General features: G+C 67.0%; 16 protein-coding genes. 5 read left to right on the top strand and 11 right to left on the bottom strand.

Annotated features, from left to right (window positions below):
* Window positions 1-3: 3 nt before the first annotated feature.
* Together AUL32_RS04185 and AUL32_RS04180 are read left to right on the top strand one after the other, a co-directional pair.
* Entirely contained in the window at window positions 4-2,079 is a 2,076-nt protein-coding gene (locus AUL32_RS04185) for a hypothetical protein (protein ID WP_062112005.1), read from the top strand.
* Window positions 2,080-2,174: 95 nt separating this feature from the next.
* Window positions 2,175-3,191, top strand: coding sequence for a patatin-like phospholipase family protein (locus tag AUL32_RS04180; protein WP_082659257.1), 1,017 nt, complete (start codon window positions 2,175-2,177; stop codon window positions 3,189-3,191).
* A 33-nt stretch (window positions 3,192-3,224) separates the two neighbouring features.
* On the opposite strand, the gene AUL32_RS04175 is transcribed toward AUL32_RS04180, so the two are convergent.
* The gene (locus AUL32_RS04175; RefSeq protein ID WP_062112116.1) at window positions 3,225-3,737 is read right to left on the bottom strand and encodes a GNAT family N-acetyltransferase; all 513 of its coding nucleotides are present in this window, start codon (window positions 3,735-3,737) and stop codon (window positions 3,225-3,227) included.
* A gap of 307 nt (window positions 3,738-4,044) precedes the next feature.
* On the opposite strand from AUL32_RS04175, the gene AUL32_RS04170 reads away from it, so the two are divergent.
* A complete protein-coding gene (locus AUL32_RS04170) occupies window positions 4,045-5,031 on the top strand; it encodes a glutathione S-transferase family protein (protein WP_062112000.1) in 987 nt (328 codons plus the stop codon).
* Between the two features lie 3 nt (window positions 5,032-5,034).
* On the opposite strand, the gene AUL32_RS04165 is transcribed toward AUL32_RS04170, so the two are convergent.
* Window positions 5,035-5,502, bottom strand: a complete 468-nt coding sequence (locus tag AUL32_RS04165; RefSeq protein WP_062111998.1) for an NUDIX domain-containing protein — start codon at window positions 5,500-5,502, stop codon at window positions 5,035-5,037.
* A 45-nt stretch (window positions 5,503-5,547) separates the two neighbouring features.
* Between AUL32_RS04165 and AUL32_RS04160 the strand changes: the two genes are divergently transcribed.
* Both AUL32_RS04160 and AUL32_RS04155 read left to right on the top strand, forming a co-directional pair.
* Entirely contained in the window at window positions 5,548-6,537 is a 990-nt protein-coding gene (locus AUL32_RS04160) for a metallophosphoesterase family protein (protein ID WP_062111996.1), read from the top strand.
* Between the two features lie 155 nt (window positions 6,538-6,692).
* Entirely contained in the window at window positions 6,693-7,844 is a 1,152-nt protein-coding gene (locus AUL32_RS04155; protein ID WP_062111995.1) for a benzoate/H(+) symporter BenE family transporter, read from the top strand.
* 44 nt (window positions 7,845-7,888) lie between these two features.
* On the opposite strand, the gene AUL32_RS04150 is transcribed toward AUL32_RS04155, so the two are convergent.
* The 9 genes from AUL32_RS04150 to putA all read right to left on the bottom strand — a co-directional run bounded on the left by AUL32_RS04150 (window position 7,889) and on the right by putA (window position 20,869).
* The gene (locus AUL32_RS04150) at window positions 7,889-8,557 is read right to left on the bottom strand and encodes a hypothetical protein (RefSeq protein ID WP_244497636.1); all 669 of its coding nucleotides are present in this window, start codon (window positions 8,555-8,557) and stop codon (window positions 7,889-7,891) included.
* 97 nt (window positions 8,558-8,654) lie between these two features.
* Window positions 8,655-10,340 carry a 2-isopropylmalate synthase gene (leuA, locus tag AUL32_RS04145; RefSeq protein ID WP_062111990.1) on the bottom strand — a complete coding sequence of 562 codons (1,686 nt, stop codon included), beginning with the start codon at window positions 10,338-10,340 and terminating at the stop codon, window positions 8,655-8,657.
* A gap of 381 nt (window positions 10,341-10,721) precedes the next feature.
* On the bottom strand, window positions 10,722-11,090 hold the full coding sequence (locus AUL32_RS04140; protein WP_061975180.1) for a hypothetical protein: 369 nt from the start codon (window positions 11,088-11,090) through the stop codon (window positions 10,722-10,724).
* A 287-nt stretch (window positions 11,091-11,377) separates the two neighbouring features.
* On the bottom strand, window positions 11,378-12,283 hold the full coding sequence (locus tag AUL32_RS04135; protein ID WP_192847422.1) for a cation diffusion facilitator family transporter: 906 nt from the start codon (window positions 12,281-12,283) through the stop codon (window positions 11,378-11,380).
* A gap of 25 nt (window positions 12,284-12,308) precedes the next feature.
* Window positions 12,309-14,498: an anthranilate synthase gene (locus AUL32_RS04130; protein WP_062111986.1), complete on the bottom strand. Its 2,190-nt coding sequence runs from the start codon at window positions 14,496-14,498 to the stop codon at window positions 12,309-12,311.
* Between the two features lie 262 nt (window positions 14,499-14,760).
* The gene (locus AUL32_RS04125; RefSeq protein ID WP_062111984.1) at window positions 14,761-15,390 is read right to left on the bottom strand and encodes a glutathione S-transferase family protein; all 630 of its coding nucleotides are present in this window, start codon (window positions 15,388-15,390) and stop codon (window positions 14,761-14,763) included.
* 144 nt (window positions 15,391-15,534) lie between these two features.
* Complete coding sequence (locus tag AUL32_RS04120) at window positions 15,535-15,810, bottom strand: hypothetical protein (RefSeq protein ID WP_061975172.1); 276 nt, start codon at window positions 15,808-15,810, stop codon at window positions 15,535-15,537.
* A gap of 186 nt (window positions 15,811-15,996) precedes the next feature.
* On the bottom strand, window positions 15,997-17,691 hold the full coding sequence (locus AUL32_RS04115) for a formate--tetrahydrofolate ligase (protein WP_244497635.1): 1,695 nt from the start codon (window positions 17,689-17,691) through the stop codon (window positions 15,997-15,999).
* Window positions 17,692-17,779: 88 nt separating this feature from the next.
* Window positions 17,780-20,869 carry a bifunctional proline dehydrogenase/L-glutamate gamma-semialdehyde dehydrogenase PutA gene (gene putA / locus AUL32_RS04110; RefSeq protein WP_062112112.1) on the bottom strand — a complete coding sequence of 1,030 codons (3,090 nt, stop codon included), beginning with the start codon at window positions 20,867-20,869 and terminating at the stop codon, window positions 17,780-17,782.
* Window positions 20,870-20,904 lie beyond the last annotated feature (35 nt).

Genomic DNA, 20,904 nt, shown 5'->3' with positions numbered 1-20,904 from the left:
CGCATGAGCTGGTCGATCACCTTCGCGCCCTTCTTCTCCTGGACGGTTCTCGCCCTCCTTTGCGTGCCCGCGCTGTTTCTCGCCGCCGCGCTGGTCTTCGCCGGCCTTCGCGGCGCGGTGCTGCGCGTTCTCGCCATCGCGGCGCTGCTCCTGGCGCTCCTCAACCCCGTGGTCCTGCGCGAGCAGCGCGATCCCCTGAAAAGCGTCGTCGCGCTCATAGTGGACCGCTCGCAGAGCCAGTCGATCGGCGAGCGCACGGCGCAGACAGACGAGGCGGTGGCCGCGTTGCGCCAGTGGCTGGAGGCGTTCCCGGAATTCGAGGTCCGCACGGTCGATGCCCGCTCGGAAGGGACCGGCGACGCGACCACCGCGCTCTTCGGAGCGCTGCGTTCGGCGCTCAGCGACGTTTCGCCCGGCCGGGTCGGCGGCGCCATCATGGTGACCGACGGGCAGGTTCACGACATACCCGCCAATGCCGGCGCGCTCGGCTTCGACGCGCCGCTCCACGCGCTGGTGACGGGCCGTCCCGACGAGTTCGACCGCCGGATCGATCTCGTCACCGCGCCCCGCTTCGGCCTCGTGGAGCAGCCGCAGACCCTGACCTATCGCGTCGTGGAAGAAGGGCCGCGCGCCTCGCGCAATCCGGTCGAGGTGCAGGTCTTCCTGAACGGCGATCTCGTTCAGCGGCAAAGCGCTGTGCCGGGCGAGCCGACCTCGGTGCAGATCACCTTGCCGCGCGCGGGCAAGAACATCGTGGAGCTTTCGGCGGCGCGCGATCCGCAGGAGATCACCGCCGTTAACAACCGAGCGATCGCCGTCATCGACGGCATTCGCGAGAACCTGCGCGTTCTCCTCGTCTCGGGCGAGCCGCATGCGGGCGAGCGCACGTGGCGCAACCTTCTTAAGTCGGACGCGGCCGTGGATCTCGTCCACTTCACCATTCTGCGCCCGCCCGAAAAGCAGGACGGCACGCCGATCAACGAATTGTCGCTTATCGCCTTCCCGACCCGTGAACTCTTCGTCGAGAAGATCGAGGATTTCGATCTCATCATCTTCGACCGATACCAGCGACGCGGCGTGCTGCCGACGCTCTACTACGACTACATCGCCCAATATGTCGAAAACGGCGGCGCCATGCTGATCGCCTCCGGCCCGGAATATGCCGGCCCGGACTCGGTCGCCAATTCGCCGCTCGCCTCCATCCTCCCGGCCCTGCCGACCGGTCAGGTGGACCTGCGCGCCTATCGCCCGGTTCTTTCGGAGCTTGGCCGCAAGCATCCCGTGACGCGTGGCCTGCCGGGTTCGGAGGTTTCGCCGCCGAACTGGAGCCCCTGGTTCCGCACGATCGACGTGGGCGAGACCAAGGGCGAGACGGTCATGACCGGCCCCGACAACAAGCCGCTCCTGGTGCTGAACCGCGCCGGCCAGGGCCGCGTCGCGCTGCTTCTGTCGGATCAGGGCTGGCTCTGGTCGCGCGGCTACGAGGGCGGCGGCCCGCATGTCGCCCTGTTCCGGCGGCTAGCGCACTGGCTAATGAAGGAACCGGAGTTGGAGGAAGAGGCGCTGGACGCGGAAGGCTCCGGCTCCGATCTTCTCATCACCCGCCACACGATCGGCGGCGATCCAGGCCCGGCGACGGTGGTGACGCCCACCGGTCAGGCGCTTCAGGTCGCGCTGACCGATGGCGGCAACGGCGAATGGCAGGGGCGGTTGCAGACCGGCGAGCTTGGTCTCTATCAGGTCGCCAACGGCGACTTGCGGGCGCTTGCCAATCTCGGTCCGGTGAACCCGCGCGAGTATCGCGAGGCGATCTCCACCACCGCCAAGCTTCAGCCGATCGCGTCCGAAACGCGCGGTAGCGTCCGGCGGCTGGCGGAGGCGCAAGGCGGCATCACCGTTCCCCGCATCGTGCCCATGGCAGGGCGCGCGGATGCCGAAGGGCGGGACTGGATTGGCCTTCGCACCACGCAGGAGACGGTTCTGCGAGGCGTCGATCGCACGCCACTCTTCGCCGGTTTCCTCGGCCTTGCCGTCCTGCTTCTGGCACTTTCGGCCACGTGGTACCGCGAAGGGCGCTGAGGCGCTCTCGCGACCCCCATGGGGAACCATTTCGCATCTGCGAACGTCTCGCTTCCCACGGATAGACGCGACGGTGAAGCGGAGAGCATGCCGGTATGACAGCAGTTTGTCTTGCCCTGCAAGGAGGCGGCGCGCACGGCGCCTTCACATGGGGCGTGCTCGACCGGCTTCTGGAGGACGGCCGCTTTCAGCCGGCGGCGATCAGCGGCACGAGCGCCGGCGCGTTGAACGCCGCCGCCCTGGCGACCGGAGTGAGTGAGGGCCCCGACGCGGCGCGCCAGACGCTCGAGGCGCTATGGCAGGAGGTTTCGCGCCGCTCACCACTGGGCGCGGCCGAAAACCGCCTCCCCTTCTTTCCGTTCAGCCGCTCCATGGTGCATGACGCGATCGAGCGCATGAAGCTCTTCGGGCAGCTCGTTTCGCCCTACAGTTTCGGCCTGCCGGCCGACAACGCGCTGCGCCCGGTCTTGGAAGCGGTGATCGACTTCCCCCTGCTGCAAAGCGAGCGCGTCGTGCCGACCTTCGTCTCTGCCACAGATGTGGAAAGCGGCAATGTGCGGGTCTTCTCCGGGGAGGAGTTGACGGTCGACGCGCTTCTGGCCTCGGCCTGCCTGCCGGACGTCTTTCGTGCGGTGGAGATCGACGGGCGTCCCTATTGGGACGGCGGCTATGTCGGCAATCCGATGCTGACGCCCTTCTTCGCGGAGGATCGCGGCGCCTGCGACATTCTCATCATCCAGGTGACGCCCTTCCACCGCGCCGGCTCTCCGGAAACGCCGGGCGACATCATGGGCCGGGTGCAGGAAATCACCTTCAACACCTCGCTGATCCGCGACCTGCGCATGCTCACCGAGGTGCAGCGGCTGGTGAAGGGCGCGGATCTCGAAAACCCGGTGATGCAGCGGATCGCGGGCCTGCGCCTTCACATGATCGAGGCGGGCGAGGCCATGTCGCGCCGGGGAAGCGCTGGCAAGATGGACACGCGCTGGTCCGAACTCACGGACCTGCGCGACCTCGGCCGCGAAGCCGCCGACGCCTGGCTCTCCGAGAACGGAGCCGATGTCGGTCGGCGCTCGACCCTCAAGGGTGAGTTCGGCATTCTGACGGTATGATGGCCTGGCGATGGGGCCGGGAAAACGGCCCTGTCAGCGACGGGGCAGAACCAAACCGCTCACCCCATCCAGCGCGCCGGACACGAGTTCCAGACCCAGAAGTCGTGTCTCGTCCACCGGGCCGGGCATGGTCACCGAGCCGACCGGCAGCGGCTGATAGCCGAGCGGCATGTAATAGGCGCGGTCGCCCACGAGAAAGATCGCCTGCTCCCCGGCCGCGCGCGCCGCATCGACGCTCAGCGCCAGCAGCATCCGGCCGATGCCCCGCTTCTTGAAGGCGGGCCGCACTGCGAGCGGCCCCAGCATGAGGACCGGGCACTCGCCGATGCGCACCGGCGTCAGCCGCACCGACCCAACAACCTCGCCTCGCAGGACGGCGACGCGCGACAGCGCGAGATCGTGCGAACTGTGCTCGCGCACCCGCTCTGCCGCCCGGGTGAACCGGCCGGGGCCGAAGGCTTCGGCGTTGATGGCTTCGATCGTGTTCGCGTGCGCGAACTGCTCCGCCTCGAAGGCGAGGTCGAGATCCTGAAGAAGGGACAGCATGGCAAGGTCCGACAATGGGGGGCAAATTCGCCCGCGCCCGGACCTTGGAGAAAGGTCAGGCGGCGGCGTCGAAGGCAGCGGCACAGGCCGCTTCGTCTCGTCGTCGTCGCAGTTGCATCGAACCCATTCCTCGTGGCCGAGCCCTGTCGCTCGGCCGGGCTTCCTAGCACCGCGCGAAGAGAAAATCCATTCCCCTTTTTTCCGTCGCATCCCATGCCGGGCGTGACGCTCTGTTGCCGCCTTTCGAGGGAACGGGCGTCACTTCCTTCGTTTATGCTGGCGGGCGACAACGAGACGGAGCGAGACGATGGGACTTCTGGTGGACGGCCAGTGGCAGGACAAGTGGTACGACACCAAGGCGACCGGTGGGCGCTTCCAGCGCACGACGACGAGCTTCCGACGCTGGGTCACGCCCGATGGCGCGCCGGGGCCGGACGGTCAGGACGCCGTTCCCGCCGAGGCCGGGCGTTACCATCTCTATGTCTCGCTCGCCTGCCCTTGGGCGCATCGCACGTTGATCCTTCGCAAGCTGAAGAGGCTGGAGGACGTGATCTCCGTTTCCGTGGTGGACTGGCACATGGCGGAAGAAGGCTGGATCTTCTCCGATCGCCGGGGCGCGATCCCCGACAGCGTGAACGGCGCCAAGCGGCTCTACGAGGTCTATCTCCAGGCCGACCCGCATTACACCGGCCGCGTCACCGTTCCGGTTTTGTGGGACAAGCGGGACGGCACGATCGTCAACAACGAGTCGGCCGAAATCCTTCGCATGTTCAATTCGAGCTTCGACGCGTTCGGCGACCGCAGCGTCGATGTCTGCCCGGCGGATCTGATGCCCGAGATCGAGGCGATCAATGCCCTCGTCTACGACAAGGTGAACAACGGCGTCTATAAATGCGGTTTCGCAACCGCGCAGGACGCCTATGAGGATGCCTTCGATGCGCTGTTCGACACGCTGGACGAGTTGGAAGCGCGGCTCGGCCGCCAGCGCTATCTGACCGGCCCCCGCATCACCGAAGCCGACTGGCGCCTCTTCACCACGCTGATCCGCTTCGACCCGGTCTATGTCGGGCATTTCAAGTGCAACAAGCGCCGGATCGCGGACTACCCCAATCTGTTCCAGTACATGCTGGAACTTTACCAGTGGCCGGGCGTCTCCGAGACGGTCGACTTTTACCATATCAAGCATCACTATTACGAGAGCCACGGGACGATCAATCCGACCGGCATCGTACCGCTGGGGCCGGAGCAGGACCTCGACCAGCCGCACGACCGAGCTCGCTTGCCGGCGGCCTAAGGCCTACCAGTCTTCCGGCCGAGTGGTGCCGGGCTGCAAGTCCTCCTCAATGCGTCGGCGCGTCGCGGGCGTCGTGCCTTCGGGCAGGGCGTCCGGCGCGAAGAAGCCGGTCTCGGCGATCTCACGATCCGGCAAGCGCGGCCTGGTCTGGCGGACACGGTCGCAGCGATAGAGCAGAACATGGTCCCGGCCCTCGCGCCGGTTATAGAAGGCGGCGGCGAGCCGGGGCGCGGTCTCGCAGACGAGATGGCCCTCCTCCTCCGCCTCGCGGCACACCGCCGTCAGCGCGGACTCGCCGGGGTCCACCGCGCCGCCGGGCAGATACCAGCCCTCGCGATAGGCATGGCGCACGAGGAAGACCCGGCCCGCCTCGTCGGTCGCGTGCAGCCGCACGCCAAGTGTCATCGGCCGGGACAGGAGCGCCCAGCGGCGGAGCCCCCTGCCGAGCAGGCGTTGCGCCAGCGCCTTCATGGGGAGCCCCTTTCCATTCCAGCCGGAGCGGCTACTTCCAGACCCATGTTTCGACTCGCCCATCTCTCCGACATCCACCTGGGTCCCCTGCCCGAGCTTTCCTACCGGGAGCTCGCGTCGAAGCGGATCACGGGCTATATCAATTGGCAGCGCAACCGGAAACGGGCGATGTTCGGCGACACGCTCCTGCGTCTCGTCGCCGACATGAAGGCGCAGCGACCGGACCACGTCGCGGTGACGGGCGACCTCGTCAACCTCGCCTCCAAGCAGGAAATCATCGGCGCGCGCCTCTGGCTGGAGGATCTGGGAAAGCCGGACTTCGTTTCGGTCGTTCCCGGCAATCACGACGCCTATGTGCCCGGCGCCCTCAAGCGCGCCTATCGCGAATGGCATCCCTACATGCTGGGCGACCATGGGCTCGGGGCGGAGGCCAAGCACTTTCCCTATCTGCGCGTTCGCGGTCAGGTGGCGATCATCGGCACATCCAGCGCCGAGGCAACGGCACCGTTCTTCGCCACCGGCTCGTTCAAGCGGGGCCAGGCGCTGCGCACGGCCAAGCTGCTCGCCGAGGCCAAGGCGCGCGGCCTGTTCCGCGTCGTGATGATCCACCATCCGCCGATCTCCGGCGCGGCCGCCTGGTCGAAACGCCTCATCGGCAAGCAGTTCTTTTCTAAGGTCATCCACGATGCCGGCGCGGAACTGGTTCTGCACGGGCACACGCATCTCGACACGATCTACTGGCTGACCGGGCCGGACGGCGAGAAGGTGCCGGTGGTCGGCGTGCCGTCGGCCAGCCAGAACGCGGGAAGCGACAAGCCGCCCTCGCGATACAATCTCTTCGAGATCGAAGGCGGACCCGGCCATTGGTCGCTGACGCAGCGCGAGCGCGGCCTGAAACTCGACGGATCGGGGATCGACTGGATTCGCGAGCGCCAGCTCCTTTCCGACGGCACGGCGGTGAATGCGCATCCGCGCGAGGACGCCAAACCTGCCGGCGAGGCGTCGCTGGACGAGACCGGTCACCTGTCGGGCTGAAGCACCTCGGAGGATTGAGGCGAAGTCGCTTCGCATCTGAACGAGTCGGCGAAACTGGGAGTCAAAGCGTCTCGGCGACAATGGCCTTGCAGCGGGCGGCGGAAGGGTCGTAAGCCGCGCTGGCGCCCTGCCCGCCTCTCTCGCGAAAGCCTGATATGCGCCTGCCTCCTCTTGCCGCTCTTTCGGCCGGCCTTCTCGCCGCCTTCGTGGGTTTCGCCAGTTCCTTCTCCGTTGTGCTGCAAGGGCTGGTCGGCGTCGGCGCGACGGCGGAACAGGCGGCGTCCGGCATCATGGCGCTGTCGGTGGGCATGGGCGTATGCGGGCTGCTGGTGTCGCTGCGAACGCGCATGCCGATCTCCATCGCCTGGTCGACGCCGGGCGCGGCGCTTCTGGCCGGCGCCGGGTTGCCGGAGGGCGGTTTCGCCTCAGCGATCGGCGCCTTTCTTTTCGCGGCGGCGCTGGTGATCCTGGCGGGCCTCGTCAAGCCGATCGGCCGGACCATTGCGGCCATTCCCCTCTCGCTCGCCAACGCCATGCTGGCCGGCATCCTCCTGCCTCTCTGCCTCGCGCCCGTGAAGGCCGTCGCCGCGGCGCCGCTGGAGGGTCTCGCCATCGCCGCCGTGTGGTTCCTGGTCGGGCGGTGGAACCGTGTCCTTGCCGTGCCATCGGCGGCAGTCGCCACGTTTCTTCTGATCTATCTCCTTCATGCTGGGCCGAGCGGCGGTGCGCCGATCGTGCCCGATCCGATCCTCGTCATGCCCCATTGGTCGCTCTCGGCCATCGTGGGTCTCGGTCTGCCGCTGTTCCTCATCACCATGGCCTCGCAAAACATTCCGGGGCTTGCGGTGCTGAAGGTCAACGGATACGCGCCCGAGCCCGGCCCGCTCTTCACCGCGACGGGCGTCTTCAGCCTGTTCTGCGCGCCCTTCGGCGGGCATGCGGTCAATCTGGCGGCGATCACGGCGGCGATCTGCGCGGGCGACGAAGCCGGGCCGGATCGCGCCCGGCGCTGGTGGGCCGGCATCGTCTCGGGGCTCGCCTATATCGTCTTCGGACTGGCGGCGGGCTGGGCCACGGCCTTCGCAGCACAGGCGCCCGTCCTGATCCAGGCTATGGCAGGGCTGGCGCTGGTCGGCGCCTTCACCGGCGCGCTGGCAGGAACGATCGCGGAGGCACGAGATCGCGAAGCCGCCATCCTCTGCTTCCTGGTGACGGCGTCGGGCACCGCCTTCTTCGGCATCAGCGCCCCATTCTGGGGCTTGACGGTCGGAGGCATCGCGCTTCTGGCGACGCGGCTGCGGGCCTGACACGGGTATGCCACGGCCATCGATCAGGCCGTGACAATCAACGATTAGAAGAGCGGCGAACCGCGCGATGCGGCGATGGCCATGAGAAGGCCGACGCCCACCACAATACCGATCATCAGCCAGGACAAGGCGATCACGAAATCCGTGGACGGCGGGCGGGCCGGCAGTCGCAGCGGATCGTCGGAGGAGATGCTCACCGGCGCGGTCAACGTCGGCTGCGGGCGCTCGGGCTGCGCGAGGCGTGTGCCCAGCCCGTCGAAGGCGGCGAGCGCCTTGTCCCGCTCCACGATCCGCTCTGCAATGTAGTCCGTCACCCGATCGACGATGAAGCGCAGCTCGGGGGATTCGGCGAGCGTTAGCCGGCCGAGGCGGGTTTCGCGCACGAAGCGATAGGTGCGCCGGTCCCGACCCATCATCACATGGGCCGTCGCGTCGATCCAGAAACGCGGCTGGTTGCCGCTGCTCAAGGTGAAGTCGAACAGGTCGTCGTCGCTCGGCACGGCGTCGACGATGGGCTGGAGTTCGTCCACGAACATTTCCAGGCGAGCGCGATCGGCCTCGCGAATGTCCACCACGATGTCGGTGCGCTGAGCGGCGGCGATCTTGGCGGCGCGCACGGCGTCCGCCAGTCGCTTCGTTCCGTTCGTCACCGCCACAGCGGATTTGGCCTCGGCCATCTTGCCACCTCGACTGATCGGGCGACGGACCTTCATGGTCCGCCTCACACGACCCACCACCCCTAGCCGAGCAGGCTTTCGTGAAACCTGTCCCGAGCCGGGCCCGCCCGAAGGCAGGCCCGGCCCGCAGGCATCAGGGCGCGAGGACGCGATTGGCCGCCGATACGATCGCCTTCAGCGAGGCGGTCGTGGCGTTCTGGTCGATCCCGGCGCCGAAGACCCGGCCGTTTTCGTGCTCGATCTCCATATAGGCAATCGCGCTCGCGTTCGAGCCGCGCTGCAGCGAATGTTCGGAATAGTCCGCGACGCTCAGATCGAGACCGAGATGGCGGTTCAACGCATCGATGAACCCGTCGATGGCGCCGGTGCCCCGACCTTCGATGCGGATCTCCTTGCCGCCGTCGAGGATGGTCGCCTCCACCACACGGCTCGTGCGCTCGCCCTCCACCCGCGTGAAATGATCGACATAGCGCAGGCGCATGCCCGGCTGCTCGACATAGCGCTCGATGAAGCGATCGTAGATGCGCTTGACCGGCAGCTCGCGCCCTTCCTCGTCGGTGATCCGCTGAATGTCCTCGCGGAACTCGATCTGCAGGTTGCGCGGCAGGTTCAAGCCGTAGTCGGCCTGCAGGACATAGGCGATGCCGCCCTTGCCCGACTGCGAGTTGATGCGGATGATCGCCTCGTAGGAGCGACCGACGTCCTGCGGATCGATCGGCAGATAGGGCACTTCCCAGATCGGCGTGTTGGCCACCTTATGGGCCTTCATGCCCTTGTTGATCGCGTCCTGATGCGAGCCGGAGAAGGCGGTGTAGACGAGTTCGCCGACATAGGGATGCCGCTCGGGGATCGTCAGCTGGTTGCAGTACTCGTAGACGTCCTTGATCCGGTTGATGTCGGAGACGTCGAGTTCCGGGTCCACGCCTTGCGTGAACATGTTCAGCGCCAGGGTGACGAGATCGACATTGCCCGTGCGCTCGCCATTGCCGAACAAGGTGCCCTCGACGCGGTCGGCGCCGGCAAGCAGGCCCATTTCGGTGGCGGCGACGGCCGTGCCCCGGTCGTTGTGCGGGTGCAAGGACAGGAGGATCGTGTCGCGATTGTCGAGATTGCGGCTCATCCACTCGATCTGGTCGGCATGGATGTTGGGCGTCGACATTTCGACGGTCGCCGGCAAATTTAGGATCAGCTGGTTCTCGGCGGTCGGCTTCACCACCTCGGCGACGGCGTTGCAGATTTCCAACGCGAAATCGAGCTCGGTGCCAGTGAAGCTTTCCGGCGAGTATTCGAAGCGGAAGTCACCCCCCGCCTTGGCCGCCATGTCGGTGATCATCTTGGCCGCGTCCACCGCGATCTGGCGGATGCCGGCGCGGTCCTTGCCGAACACGACGCGGCGCTGCAACTCGCTGGTGGAATTATAGAAATGGACGATCGGGCGGCGCGCGCCCTCCAGGCTCTCAAAGGTGCGCGAGATCAACTCGGGCCGGCATTGGACGAGAACCTGCAAGGACACGTCGTCGGCCACGCCCCCCTCCTCCACGCACCAGCGCACGAAGTCGAAATCGGTCTGCGAGGCCGAGGGGAAGCCGATCTCGATCTCCTTGAAGCGCATCGCCTTCAGAAGCGCGAACATGCGCGACTTGCGATCGTGGCCCATCGGATCGACCAAAGCCTGGTTGCCGTCGCGCAGGTCCACCGAGCACCAGATCGGCGCCTTCTCGATGCGACGCGTCGGCCACTGCCGATCCGGCAGATCGACGGCGGGATAGGGCTGGTACTTGGTGGCGGCCTTCGCCATGACGGGAGAAGAAACGGACATCGGGATCACCTTGCTCGTTCGGCAAAGACGGGCGGCCGGAAGGCACGCAAAGCCGTCTTTCAAAGTTTCAGGAGGATGTAAAGCCGAAGAGACGGTGGGCGCTGGGCGCCGGCTCGACCGCCGGGCGCCCCTTCGTTAACGGGCCCGACGATCGCCAGTAAGCGCGAGAAGGCCGGGAAGAAGACGCGAGAATCCCTTGGCGGCGATGGCCGCGCTGGCGCCCTTGAAGGCGAAGGGGGATTCGATTCCGCTCATGCCCAGATGTGTGACGCCTCCCGCGGGGAAAAGCAAGACGCATCCCGAGGCGCATCCCGTTCCCAAACGCAAAAAGCCCGGCTCGAAAGCCGGGCTTTGGCGGGGCTGGTTGGCCCGATGGTCGGATTAGAAGCTGTCCGAACCCGGGACCAGGATCCGCGAGACGGCGGAAGCCGGGGTCGCACCGTTGTTGTAGACGCCCTTCGACACCGCGTTCAGATCGCGGGCCTCGTCGGCGTGCGTCGAAGCGCGCGAGCCGGGGATGATGCCTTCGTTGGCGCTAACGCCAGCGGGATAACCGAAGGAGCGGGTCTCGACCGTGGAAACAGTCGCGCCGCGAGCAGCAGCCTGGCCGACGATCACCGAGTTAGTGGCGTGGTCGGCCTGAACTTCCTCGTAGAAATCGGAGCCCGGGACCAGGCCGGCGGCCGAAGAAGCGCTCGAAAACGCAACAAGAGAAAGCACAGCAGCGGAGGCAAACGTAAAGATTTTCATAACTTTATTCCCCATAAAGGTTTCAACGACTGGCGGGGCTGACTTTTGTATTTCCAAGTCAGTCGCTTTATTTCCGCGTCGTTCGATGACCCTGATGTAGGCGGTTCCTGTCGCGGCTACGAGTAGCGGATTGCGAACAGTCCGTTCCAAAAGTAAGTTGCGCTTGCTATTGACCTTCCAATCGCACTGCACCAATCCCCGGCAAATCGCTTCGCAACCGCAAAAAGAAGGGGCAGCGAATGTCGCTGCCCCTTCAAAGCTTTAGGCTTTGTCGCGCTTTGTGACGCCTAAATGACGGGCACTCCGACCTGCTTGGCCTCTGCCTCAGGTTCGACATGAATGAGAACGCGGGCGTTCGCGAATTCGCCTTGGAGTGCGTCTTCGATCCGGTCGCAGATGACATGCGCGTCGCCGACGCTCATCGCGCTCGGCACGACCATGTGGAATTCGATGAAGATCGCCCTGCCTGCGATGCGCGTTCGCACGTCGTGGACCTCCAGCGCACCGATCCCATTGGTCGAAATGATATCGCGCACGCGCGTCTCGTCAGGCCCGTCCAACGCCTGGTCCATGAGGCCCGAAAGCGAGGCGGCGACGACCTTCCAGCCTTCGCGCAGAATGTTCAGCGCCACCAGCGCCGCCAGCAGCGGATCGAGGAAAAGCCATCCCGTGGCCTGCGCGACGAGAAGGCCGGCGAGCACGCCGACCGAGGTCACGACATCGGCCATGATGTGGCGACCATCGGCATCGAGCGCTGGCGAGCGATGCTCGCGCCCCTTGCGGATCAGAACCGAGGCCCAGAAGGCGTTGATCACGGTCGCGACGCCATTGATGCCGATGCCGAGCAGCGGCGCCTCGATGGCGCGGGGCTCGACATACGCGCCCCAGGCCTCGCGCAGGATCAGAAGCGCGGCGAGGACGATCAGCACCCCTTCCACCACGGCGGAGAAATACTCCGCCTTGGTGTGGCCGAACGGGTGGTCGGCGTCGGCCGGCTTGTAGGAGACCGTCACCGCCCAAAGGGCGATGAGGCCGGCGACGACGTTGACGATCGACTCCAGCGCGTCCGAGAACAGCGCGACGGAGCCCGTCACGAGATAGGCGAGATATTTGATCCCGAGCACGAGGCAGGCGATCGCGACGGTGATCGTCGCGGTGCGCTTGACCAGACGACCGCTGTCGTCGTCGCTCATGGTGACAGCCGCCGCGTTCATCGCGTCACGCCGCCGGGCCGCGCGTGCGCCGGGGCAGCTTGGCCACGACGTTCTCGATCATCTTCATGCCGGCATCTCCTCCGAGGCTCATGATGCTTTCGGGGTGGAACTGCACGGCCGCGACCGGCTCGTGCTTGTGCTCGAACGCCATGACAACGCCGTCCTCGGTTTCGGCCGTCACCTCGAACTCGCGCGGCAGGCGCACGGGATCGGCGAAGATCGAATGGTAGCGCCCGACCGTCACCTCCGACGGCAGCCCGGCGAAGATCGTGCCCGGCGAGGACACGCGAATGCGCGAGGGCTTGCCGTGAACCGGCACATGCAGCGTGCGCAGCGTGCCTCCATAGCTTTCCGTCAGCGCCTGCAGCCCGAGGCAAACGCCGAAGATCGGCGCGTTCCGCTTGCGGGCGAGCGCGATCGTGCCTCGGCAGTCGAAATCGTCGGGCTTGCCGGGGCCGGGCGAGAGAACCACGAGATCGGGCGCGACGCGGTCGAAGATCTCCTCCGGCACGGGCGTGCGCACCGTCGTCACCTCGGCGCCGGTCTGGCGGAAGTAGTTGGCGAGCGTGTGGACGAAACTGTCCTCATGATCCACCAGGAGGATGCGAACGCCCTCCCCGACCTTCGGGCGTTCTCCCGTGGTCCCGGCGGCCTGCGGCGTGCCGGCTTCGCGAATGGCGGAAATCAGCGCCGAGGCCTTGAGCTCGGTCTCGGCCTCCTCCTCCTCCGGGTTGGAATCGTAGAGAAGCGTCGCGCCGGCCCGCACCTCGGCGATGCCGCCATTGAGGCGAATGGTGCGCAGCGTCAGGCCGGTGTTCATGTCACCGTTGAAATGCAGCATGCCGACCGCCCCGCCGTACCAGGCGCGGGCGCTCTTCTCGTTCTCCTCGATGAAGCGCATGGCCCAAAGCTTGGGCGCGCCCGTCACCGTCACCGCCCACGCATGGCTCATGAACGCGTCCATCGCGTCCATGCCCTCGCGCAGCCGACCCTCGATATGGTCAACAGTGTGGATCAGGCGCGAGTACATCTCGATCTGTCGCCGGCCGATGACACGCACCGAGCCCGGTTCGCAGACACGGCTCTTGTCGTTGCGATCCACGTCGGAGCACATGGTCAGCTCCGACTCGTCCTTCTTGGAATTCAAGAGCTTCAGGATCTGCTCGGAATCCGAGATCGCGTCCTCGCCGCGCCGGATCGTGCCGGAGATCGGGCATGTCTCGACCCGGCGCCCCGACACGCGCACGAACATTTCCGGGCTCGCGCCGATCAGGAACTCGTTGCCGCCGAGATTGATGAAGAAGGAATAGGGCGAGGGATTGATCGCCTTCAGCCGCCGCGAAATCGCGGAGGGGCGGCTGTCCACCCGCTCGTAGAAGGTCTGGCCCGGCACGACCTCGAACAGGTCGCCGCGCATGAACTTATCCTTGGCACGGCGCACGAGCGAGGCGTATTCGCCCGGCTTGTGATCGCCCCGCTCGGGCGTGTGGTTGGCCGGCAGGAAGGGCGCAGGCGCGCCGCCGCCTTCGAGCCCTTCGGTGGAGTGCCCGTCCTTCTCGAACTCATAAGCCTCGACATAGGCCCGGGCGGAATAGTGATCCACCATCAGGATCTCGTCCGGCAGGTAGAGAACGAGATCGCGCCTGCTATCGCCGCGCGCCAGCGTTTCCTTCACCGGGTCGAACTGGAAGGCGAGGTCGTAGCCGAAGGCGCCGTAGAGGCCGAGATCGCTGTCGGCATCCGACTTGAACAGCGTGGTAATGGCGCGCAGCACGGAGAACACCGTGGGCATGCGCGAGCGCTCTTCCTCGGTAAAGGCGCGCGAGGGCAGCGCCACCACGAGGTCGAGCCGATCTTCGCCGGGGGTCGTCACGGCAATGTCCTCGTGACCCTTCAAGGCCTCGGCGACGAAGCCGAGGATCACGCGCCCGCGCGGGTTCAGCGCCTCGATGCGCACGTTTCGGCCGGACGAGGTCAGCGCCAGTGGCGGATCGACGATCGCCGTGTCCCAGCGCGTGTAGCGGCCGGGATACTCGTAGTTTGAGGAGAAGACCGCACCCCGGCTATTGTCGAGCCGGTCGACATAGGGCTCGATGGCCCCGGCGTAATCGACGTCGCGGCGACGTCGCGTTACCGTCACCCCGCCTTCGGTCTCATATCGGAACGCGCCGTCGGCGGCGGTTTCGAGGGTCATGACTCCACTCCTTGTTAGAAGCACCGGCCCTCGCGGCCCTTTTTCAAGCAAAAAGGCCGCCGGGGGTCCCGGGGCGGCCTTTGTTTTCGAACAGACGCACGTGTTCGCAAGCCGCCTAGGAGCGGGTCTGCCACCACTTGCCGATGTTGAGCGCGTTCGTCATGGTCAAAGACCTAGCTCAGAGCCCGGCCGATCGCAACGGAAAATCGGCTCAAACCCTTATTTGCCAGTGCTTCGCAATTGCGCGGCTTGGCTCAACGACTTAAGCCTTGGCCGCCGCCAGAAGCGCGTCGTCGATCTGGCCGGCGCGGGTGTAGGCGGGGCGCTCAGTAAGGCGCGCGGCATAGGCCTCGAAGGCCGGCCGCTTGTCGATCGAGCCGAAGCGCAGCCCCCAAAGGACGTGGCTGCCGACATAGACGTCGGCGGCGGAAAAGCGATCGCCGGCGATGTAGTCGCCGCCATTCGACACGGCGTATTCCAGCGCGTCCATCACCGTCTCGTAGCGGCCATAGCCGACCATGCGGGTCTGCTCGTCCGACACCGCGACGCCGAGCGCGCGGTTGACGACCGCGGCTTCCAGCGGGCCGGCGGCGAAGAACATCCAACGGTAATAGGCGGCGCGCGCCCGACCGCGCTGCGGCACGAGGGCGACTTCGGGAAACGTGTCGGCGAGATAGCAGCAGATCGCCGCGACTTCGGTCACCACGGCCTCGCCATGCACGATGGCGGGCACCTTGCCCATCGGATTGATGGCGAGATAATCCGCCGACTTCATGTCGCCGCCATAGCCGAGAACGCGCGTCTCGTAGGAAGCGCCGACCTCCTCCAGCATCCAGCGGACCATGCGGCCGCGCGACATCGGGTTGGTGTAGAAGATGAGGTCCTCGGCCATGGGGCATCCTTCGCGTTGACGACATGCCGGCCCTGCCGGCCGGCCCCAACCCCATAGCCCGAACTTGCAACGTCAGCGCGGCAGAACATCGCCCGGCGCAATACGGGAGCGCCCCGCCAACGGGAGCGCCCCCTTGGCCCACTGTCAGAGATTGGGCAGTCCGTGCGTGCGCGGATCGTTGACCATCGGCGAATAGAGCGCGCCGTCGGAGGCGGAGAAGACGTCGTTGAGGCTGGGATTGGCAACCGGCTTTTCCGACATGACCTGCACGGGTCGGGTCGCCTGCGTTGGCGTGCGCTCCACCACCGGATGGACAGCGCGATGGAGCGGATGGTGGGTCGTCTGGGTTGCCGCCATGGCGCCCGAGGCGCCGAGGACGGAGGTGGCCAGCACGAGGGCGGCGGATAGTTTGGGGGACATGATCTCAGCTCCTTGATCTCGTTCGGCGCGCACGAGAGTCCCAGGCGGCACGAGGGCCGGGTCGTATCGAACCCGGCGGTCGGAGGCATCGAGGGTTGCGCCGGTGGACAGGTTGCACCTGCGACAAACCGTCCACCAGTTACAAGAGTGTCATGAAACCGAATTCATCTTTCGGCTCGCGCCGCCCTAGAACAGCCCCTCCACGCGCCCTTCCCGGTCGAGAAAGATGCGCTCGGCGGCGGGGTGGCGGGGCAGGCCGGGCATCGTGAGGATGTCGCCGCAGATCGCGACGACGAAGCCTGCGCCGGCAGCCAGACGCACCTCGCGGACATGGACGATGTGGTCGCTCGGCGCGCCGAGCAGCGCGGGGTCGGTGGAGAAGGAATACTGCGTCTTCGCCATGCACACGGGCAACCGGCCATAGCCGTCCGCCTCGAAACTCTCCAGCATGCGAAGCACGGCCGGCTCGGCCGTCACCGCCGCGCCGTGATAGATGTCCTTCACCACGGTTTCGATCTTGCCGAGAAGGCTGGTCTCGTCGGTGTAGATCGGCTTGAAGCGCGCGCGGCCGGAATCGGCCAGCAGCGCCACCTTCTCCGCCAGTTCCTCGGCGCCGGCCGAGCCTTGCGCCCAATGGCGGCAGAGCACGGCCTCGACGCCTGCCTCAGCGGCGGCCACGCGCACCGCCTCGATCTCGGCCTCCGTGTCCGTGCCGAAATGGTTGATCGCGACGATCGCCGGCACGCCGAAGGAAATGCAGTTGCCGACATGGCGCTTCAGGTTGACCGCGCCGCGCCGCACGGCCTCGACATTCTCGGCCGACAAGTCTGCCTTGGCGACGCCGCCATTCATCTTCAGCGCCCGCACGGTGGCGACGATCACGGTCACGGCCGGCTTCAGGCCCGCCTGCCGGCATTTGATGTCGAAGAACTTCTCGGCGCCGAGATCGGCCCCGAAGCCGGCCTCCGTCACCACATAGTCGGCGAGCTTCAGCGCGGCGCGCGTCGCCACGACAGAGTTGCAGCCATGGGCGATGTTGGCGAAGGGCCCGCCATGGACGAAGGCGGGATTGTTCTCCACCGTCTGCACGAGATTGGGCAGCATCGCGTCCTTGAGCAGCGCCGCCATGGCGCCATCGGCCTGGAGATCTCGCGCCGTGACGCGCGACTTGTCCGGGCGATAGCCCACGACGATCCGCCCGAGCCGCTCCTGCAGATCGTCGAGATCGGCCGCAAGGCAGACGATGGCCATGATCTCGGAGGCGACGGTGATGTCGAAGCCCGATTCGCGCGGCAGGCCGTTGGCCGGGCCGCCCAGCGACTGCACCATGTCGCGCAGCGCTCGGTCGTTCATGTCCAGCACGCGGCGCCAGACGATGCGGCGCGGGTCGAGCCCGAGCGCGTTGCCCCAGTGGAGATGATTGTCGACCATGGCGGCCAGCAGGTTGTGCGCCGTGGTGATGGCGTGGAAATCGCCGGTGAAATGAAGGTTGATGTCCTCCATCGGAATGACCTGCGCATAGCCGCCGCCCGCCGCTCCGCCCTTCTGCCCGAAGCAGGGGCCGAGCGAAGGCTCGCGCAGGCAGATCGCGGCGCGCTTGCCGATGCGGTTCAGCCCGTCGCCAAGCCCGACGGTCGTCGTGGTCTTGCCCTCGCCGGCCGGCGTCGGGTTGATCGCGGTAACGAGAATAAGCTTGCCGTCGGGCCGATCGCTGAGAGTCTCAAGGAACTCGCCGTCGAGCTTGGCCTTGTCGCGGCCGTAGGGAATGATCGCCTCGGCGGGAATGGCGAGCCGCGCCGCGATCTCGGCGATCGGCTTCTTGTGGGCGGCGCGGGCGATGGCGATGTCGGACAGGGGCTCGGCCACGAGAATAGGCTCCATGCTGGCACGGCCCCGCTCAGAAGGGCCGGCGCCACCATACGAAGGGCGGCGCCGGGCGCAAGCTGGGGAGGATACTATCCCCGGGAGTTCAATCGCCGCCGGACGCGATCAGGCTGGCATTGCCGCCGGCCGCCGCGGTGTTGGTGGAGACGACCTGCTCGCGCACGAAGCGCGCGAGATAGTTCGGCCCGCCCGCCTTCGGGCCGGTGCCCGACAGGCCCGAGCCGCCGAAGGGCTGCGAGCCGACGATGGCGCCGATCATGTTGCGATTGACGTAGACATTGCCGACCGTCAGCCGCTCCTTGACGAAGCGGATCGTCTCATCGATGCGCGAATGAACGCCGAGCGTCAGGCCGAAGCCAGTCATGTCCACGGCGTCGCAGACCTTCTCCAGCTCGCCCGCCTTCCAGCGCACGACATGCAGGATCGGGCCGAACACCTCTTGGGTCAGCGACGCCGCCCGGTCGAGCTCCACAATGGTCGGCGCGAACCAATGGCCGCTTGCGGCAAGCCCGGCGGGCAGCTTGCCCTCGAAGCGGATATTCTGCCTCGCTCGCATCTCTGCGACATGGGCGGTCAGCATGTCCTTCTGCGCGCCGTCGATCACCGGGCCGACATCGGTTTCGAGATCGGCGGGGTCGCCGACATGCAGTTCCGCCGCCGCGCCCTCGATCATCGCCAGCATCCGGTCCGCGACATCGGCTTGCACGAAGAGCAGCCGCAGCGCGGAGCAGCGCTGGCCGGCGGATCGGAAGGCGGAGCGCACGACATCGTCCGCCACCTGCTCGGGCAGAGCGGTCGCGTCCACGATCATGGCGTTCATGCCGCCGGTCTCGGCGATCAGCGGCGCGATCGGCGCGTTGCGGGCGGCAAGCGCCCGGTTGATGGCGAAGGCCGTCTCGGTGGAGCCGGTGAAGGCGACGAGCGCCGTCGCGGGATGAGCCACCAGCGCGGCGCCGGCCTCGCCGTCGCCCGGCGCGAGATGCACGATGTCCTTGCCGAAGCCCGCCTCGTGCAGGAGATCGACCGCGCGCTTGGCGATGAGCGGCGTCTGCTCGGCGGGCTTGGCGATCACCACATTGCCGCCGGCCAGCGCCGCCGCAACCTGCCCGAGGAAGATCGCCAGCGGGAAGTTCCAGGGCGAGATACAGACGGCGACGCCGCGCGAGCGGTAGATCAGCCGGTTCTCCTCACCGGTCGGCCCCGGCAGGGCGACGGGCTGAGCCAGAAGCCGCTCGGCCTCGGCGGCATAGAAGCGGCAGAAATCCACGGCCTCGCGGATCTCAGCAATGCCGTCGTCCAGCGTCTTGCCGGCCTCGCGGGTGAGAAGAGCCAGGAACTCCCCTTCCCGCGCTTCCAGAAGATCGGCGGCGCGGCGAAGCTGCGCGGCGCGCGTCGTGGCGGGCACGGCCTCGGCCGCGCGCACGGCAGCCTTCGCACGCTCCACCAGGGCGGTCGCGCCCTTGGCGGTGATGAAACGGCTCGTGCCGATGGTGGCGCCGTCCACCGGCGAACGGATGTCGGCGGGCTCGCGCGCCTCCAGCCCGCTGGCGGGATCGGCCGCGAGACCGGCGAGCCTGGCGCCGTCGCGCGCCTTGACGAGGGCCGCCAGCGCCCAGCGGTCACCGAACTCGGTGCCCTTGGAATTTCGGCGCGCGCCGAACAGTTCGTTCGGCAGGACGACGCCGCCATGGCTCACACGCCCGTTCCGCAGCATGTCGGCGGGGTGGGTCAGGAGTTCGTCCACCGGCACCTTCACGTCGCCGACCTTGGCGACGAAGGAGGAATTGGCCCCGTTCTCCAGAAGGCGGCGCACGAGATAGGCGAGAAGATCGCTATAGCCGCCGACGGGCGCATAGATGCGGCAGGAGATCTCGCCCTTCGTGTCCTCGCGCAGCGCCTCGTAGAGCGACTCGCCCATGCCATGCAGACGCTGGAACTCGAAGCCCGAACGGTCCGGCCCTGCCATTTCCAGAATGTTGGCGACGGTCAGCGCGTTGTGCGTGGCGAACTGCGGATAAAGGCGGGCCCGACGCTGCAGAAGCTCGTTGGCGCTGGCGAGATAGGACAGGTCGGTGGCGGGCTTAACCGTATGGACGGGAAAGCCGGCCAGCCCCTTTTCCTGCGACTGCTTGATCTCCGAATCCCAATAGGCACCCTTCACGAGGCGCACCATCATGCGGATGCCGGCCTTCTCCGCCACGGCGTCGAGATGCCGGATCAGCGGCAGCACGCGCTTGCCATAGGCTTGGATCGCGAGACCGAAGCCGATCCAGCCGTCGAACTGGACCTTCTCGACCACGGCCTCGATCACGTCCACCGAGAGTTCCAGCCGCTCGGCCTCCTCAGCGTCGATCGTGAAGTTCAGGTCGTAGGACCGGGCGCGATTGGCGAGATCGACCACGAGCGGCACGAGCTCGCGCATCACGGTCTCGCGGTGGGTCGGGTGGTAGCGCGGATGCAGCGCCGAGAGCTTGACCGAGATGCCGGGGCGATCGGGCAGCGCCTTGTTGCCGGCGCGCCGCCCGATCGCCTCGATCGCGTCGGCGTAGGATTTGAAGTAGCGCTCGGCGTCGCGCTGGGTTCGCGCACCCTCGCCGAGCATGTCGTAGGAATAGCGATAGCCCTTTTTCTCGAAGCCGCGCGCGCGCTCCAGCGCGTCCTCGATCGTCTCGCCCAGCACGAACTGCCGGCCGAGAAAGCGCATGGCCTGGCGCGTCGCAGTGCGCACGGCCGGGGCGCCGACGCGCTTGACCAGCGACTGGACGATGCCCGACGGCGTCTCGTGCGGGCGGATGATGCGGGCCGAGAGGCCGAGCGCCCAGGCGGAGGCCGCCATCATCTTCTGGTCGACGATCGGCTCGCGATTGGCCCAGTCGCCCGCGCCGATCTTATCCTCGATCAGCCGATCCTGCGTCTCGGTGTCGGGCACGCGCAGCAGCGCTTCGGCCAGCACCATGAGGGCGAGGCCCTCGCGGGTGGACAGGCCGAACTCGCGCATGAAGTCTTCCACCGCGCCGATGCCGCCGGTGCGCGAGCGAATGCTCTCGATGTAACGGCGCGCCCGCGCCTTAACCGCGGCGTCGTCCACCGGAAAGGCTTCACAGGCCTTCAGGAGGGCGGCGACGGCATCGCGGTCGCTCGGGGAATAGGGGGCGGAAAAGGGCGCGAGGCTCATGAAAACCGGGGCTCCGTCGGCGGGGATGATCGCGG

The organism is Aureimonas sp. AU40, from assembly GCF_001463785.1.
Classification (GTDB): domain Bacteria; phylum Pseudomonadota; class Alphaproteobacteria; order Rhizobiales; family Rhizobiaceae; genus Aureimonas.
The sequence above is the reverse complement of the archived record's forward strand: the minus strand, read 5'-3'. Positions and strand labels throughout refer to the sequence as shown.

Excerpts from the sequence above, each read along its gene's own strand:
- AUL32_RS04185 (WP_062112005.1), top strand. The coding sequence starts at position 4 with ATGAGCTGGTCGATCACCTTCGCGCCCTTCTTCTCCTGGACGGTTCTC.
- AUL32_RS04180 (WP_082659257.1), top strand. The coding sequence starts at position 2,175 with ATGACAGCAGTTTGTCTTGCCCTGCAAGGAGGCGGCGCGCACGGCGCC.
- AUL32_RS04175 (WP_062112116.1), bottom strand. The coding sequence starts at position 3,737 with ATGCTGTCCCTTCTTCAGGATCTCGACCTCGCCTTCGAGGCGGAGCAG.
- AUL32_RS04170 (WP_062112000.1), top strand. The coding sequence starts at position 4,045 with ATGGGACTTCTGGTGGACGGCCAGTGGCAGGACAAGTGGTACGACACC.
- AUL32_RS04165 (WP_062111998.1), bottom strand. The coding sequence starts at position 5,502 with ATGAAGGCGCTGGCGCAACGCCTGCTCGGCAGGGGGCTCCGCCGCTGG.
- AUL32_RS04160 (WP_062111996.1), top strand. The coding sequence starts at position 5,548 with ATGTTTCGACTCGCCCATCTCTCCGACATCCACCTGGGTCCCCTGCCC.
- AUL32_RS04155 (WP_062111995.1), top strand. The coding sequence starts at position 6,693 with ATGCGCCTGCCTCCTCTTGCCGCTCTTTCGGCCGGCCTTCTCGCCGCC.
- AUL32_RS04150 (WP_244497636.1), bottom strand. The coding sequence starts at position 8,557 with ATGAAGGTCCGTCGCCCGATCAGTCGAGGTGGCAAGATGGCCGAGGCC.
- leuA (WP_062111990.1), bottom strand. The coding sequence starts at position 10,340 with ATGTCCGTTTCTTCTCCCGTCATGGCGAAGGCCGCCACCAAGTACCAG.
- AUL32_RS04140 (WP_061975180.1), bottom strand. The coding sequence starts at position 11,090 with ATGAAAATCTTTACGTTTGCCTCCGCTGCTGTGCTTTCTCTTGTTGCG.
- AUL32_RS04135 (WP_192847422.1), bottom strand. The coding sequence starts at position 12,283 with ATGAGCGACGACGACAGCGGTCGTCTGGTCAAGCGCACCGCGACGATC.
- AUL32_RS04130 (WP_062111986.1), bottom strand. The coding sequence starts at position 14,498 with ATGACCCTCGAAACCGCCGCCGACGGCGCGTTCCGATATGAGACCGAA.
- AUL32_RS04125 (WP_062111984.1), bottom strand. The coding sequence starts at position 15,390 with ATGGCCGAGGACCTCATCTTCTACACCAACCCGATGTCGCGCGGCCGC.
- AUL32_RS04120 (WP_061975172.1), bottom strand. The coding sequence starts at position 15,810 with ATGTCCCCCAAACTATCCGCCGCCCTCGTGCTGGCCACCTCCGTCCTC.
- AUL32_RS04115 (WP_244497635.1), bottom strand. The coding sequence starts at position 17,691 with ATGGAGCCTATTCTCGTGGCCGAGCCCCTGTCCGACATCGCCATCGCC.
- putA (WP_062112112.1), bottom strand. The coding sequence starts at position 20,869 with ATGAGCCTCGCGCCCTTTTCCGCCCCCTATTCCCCGAGCGACCGCGAT.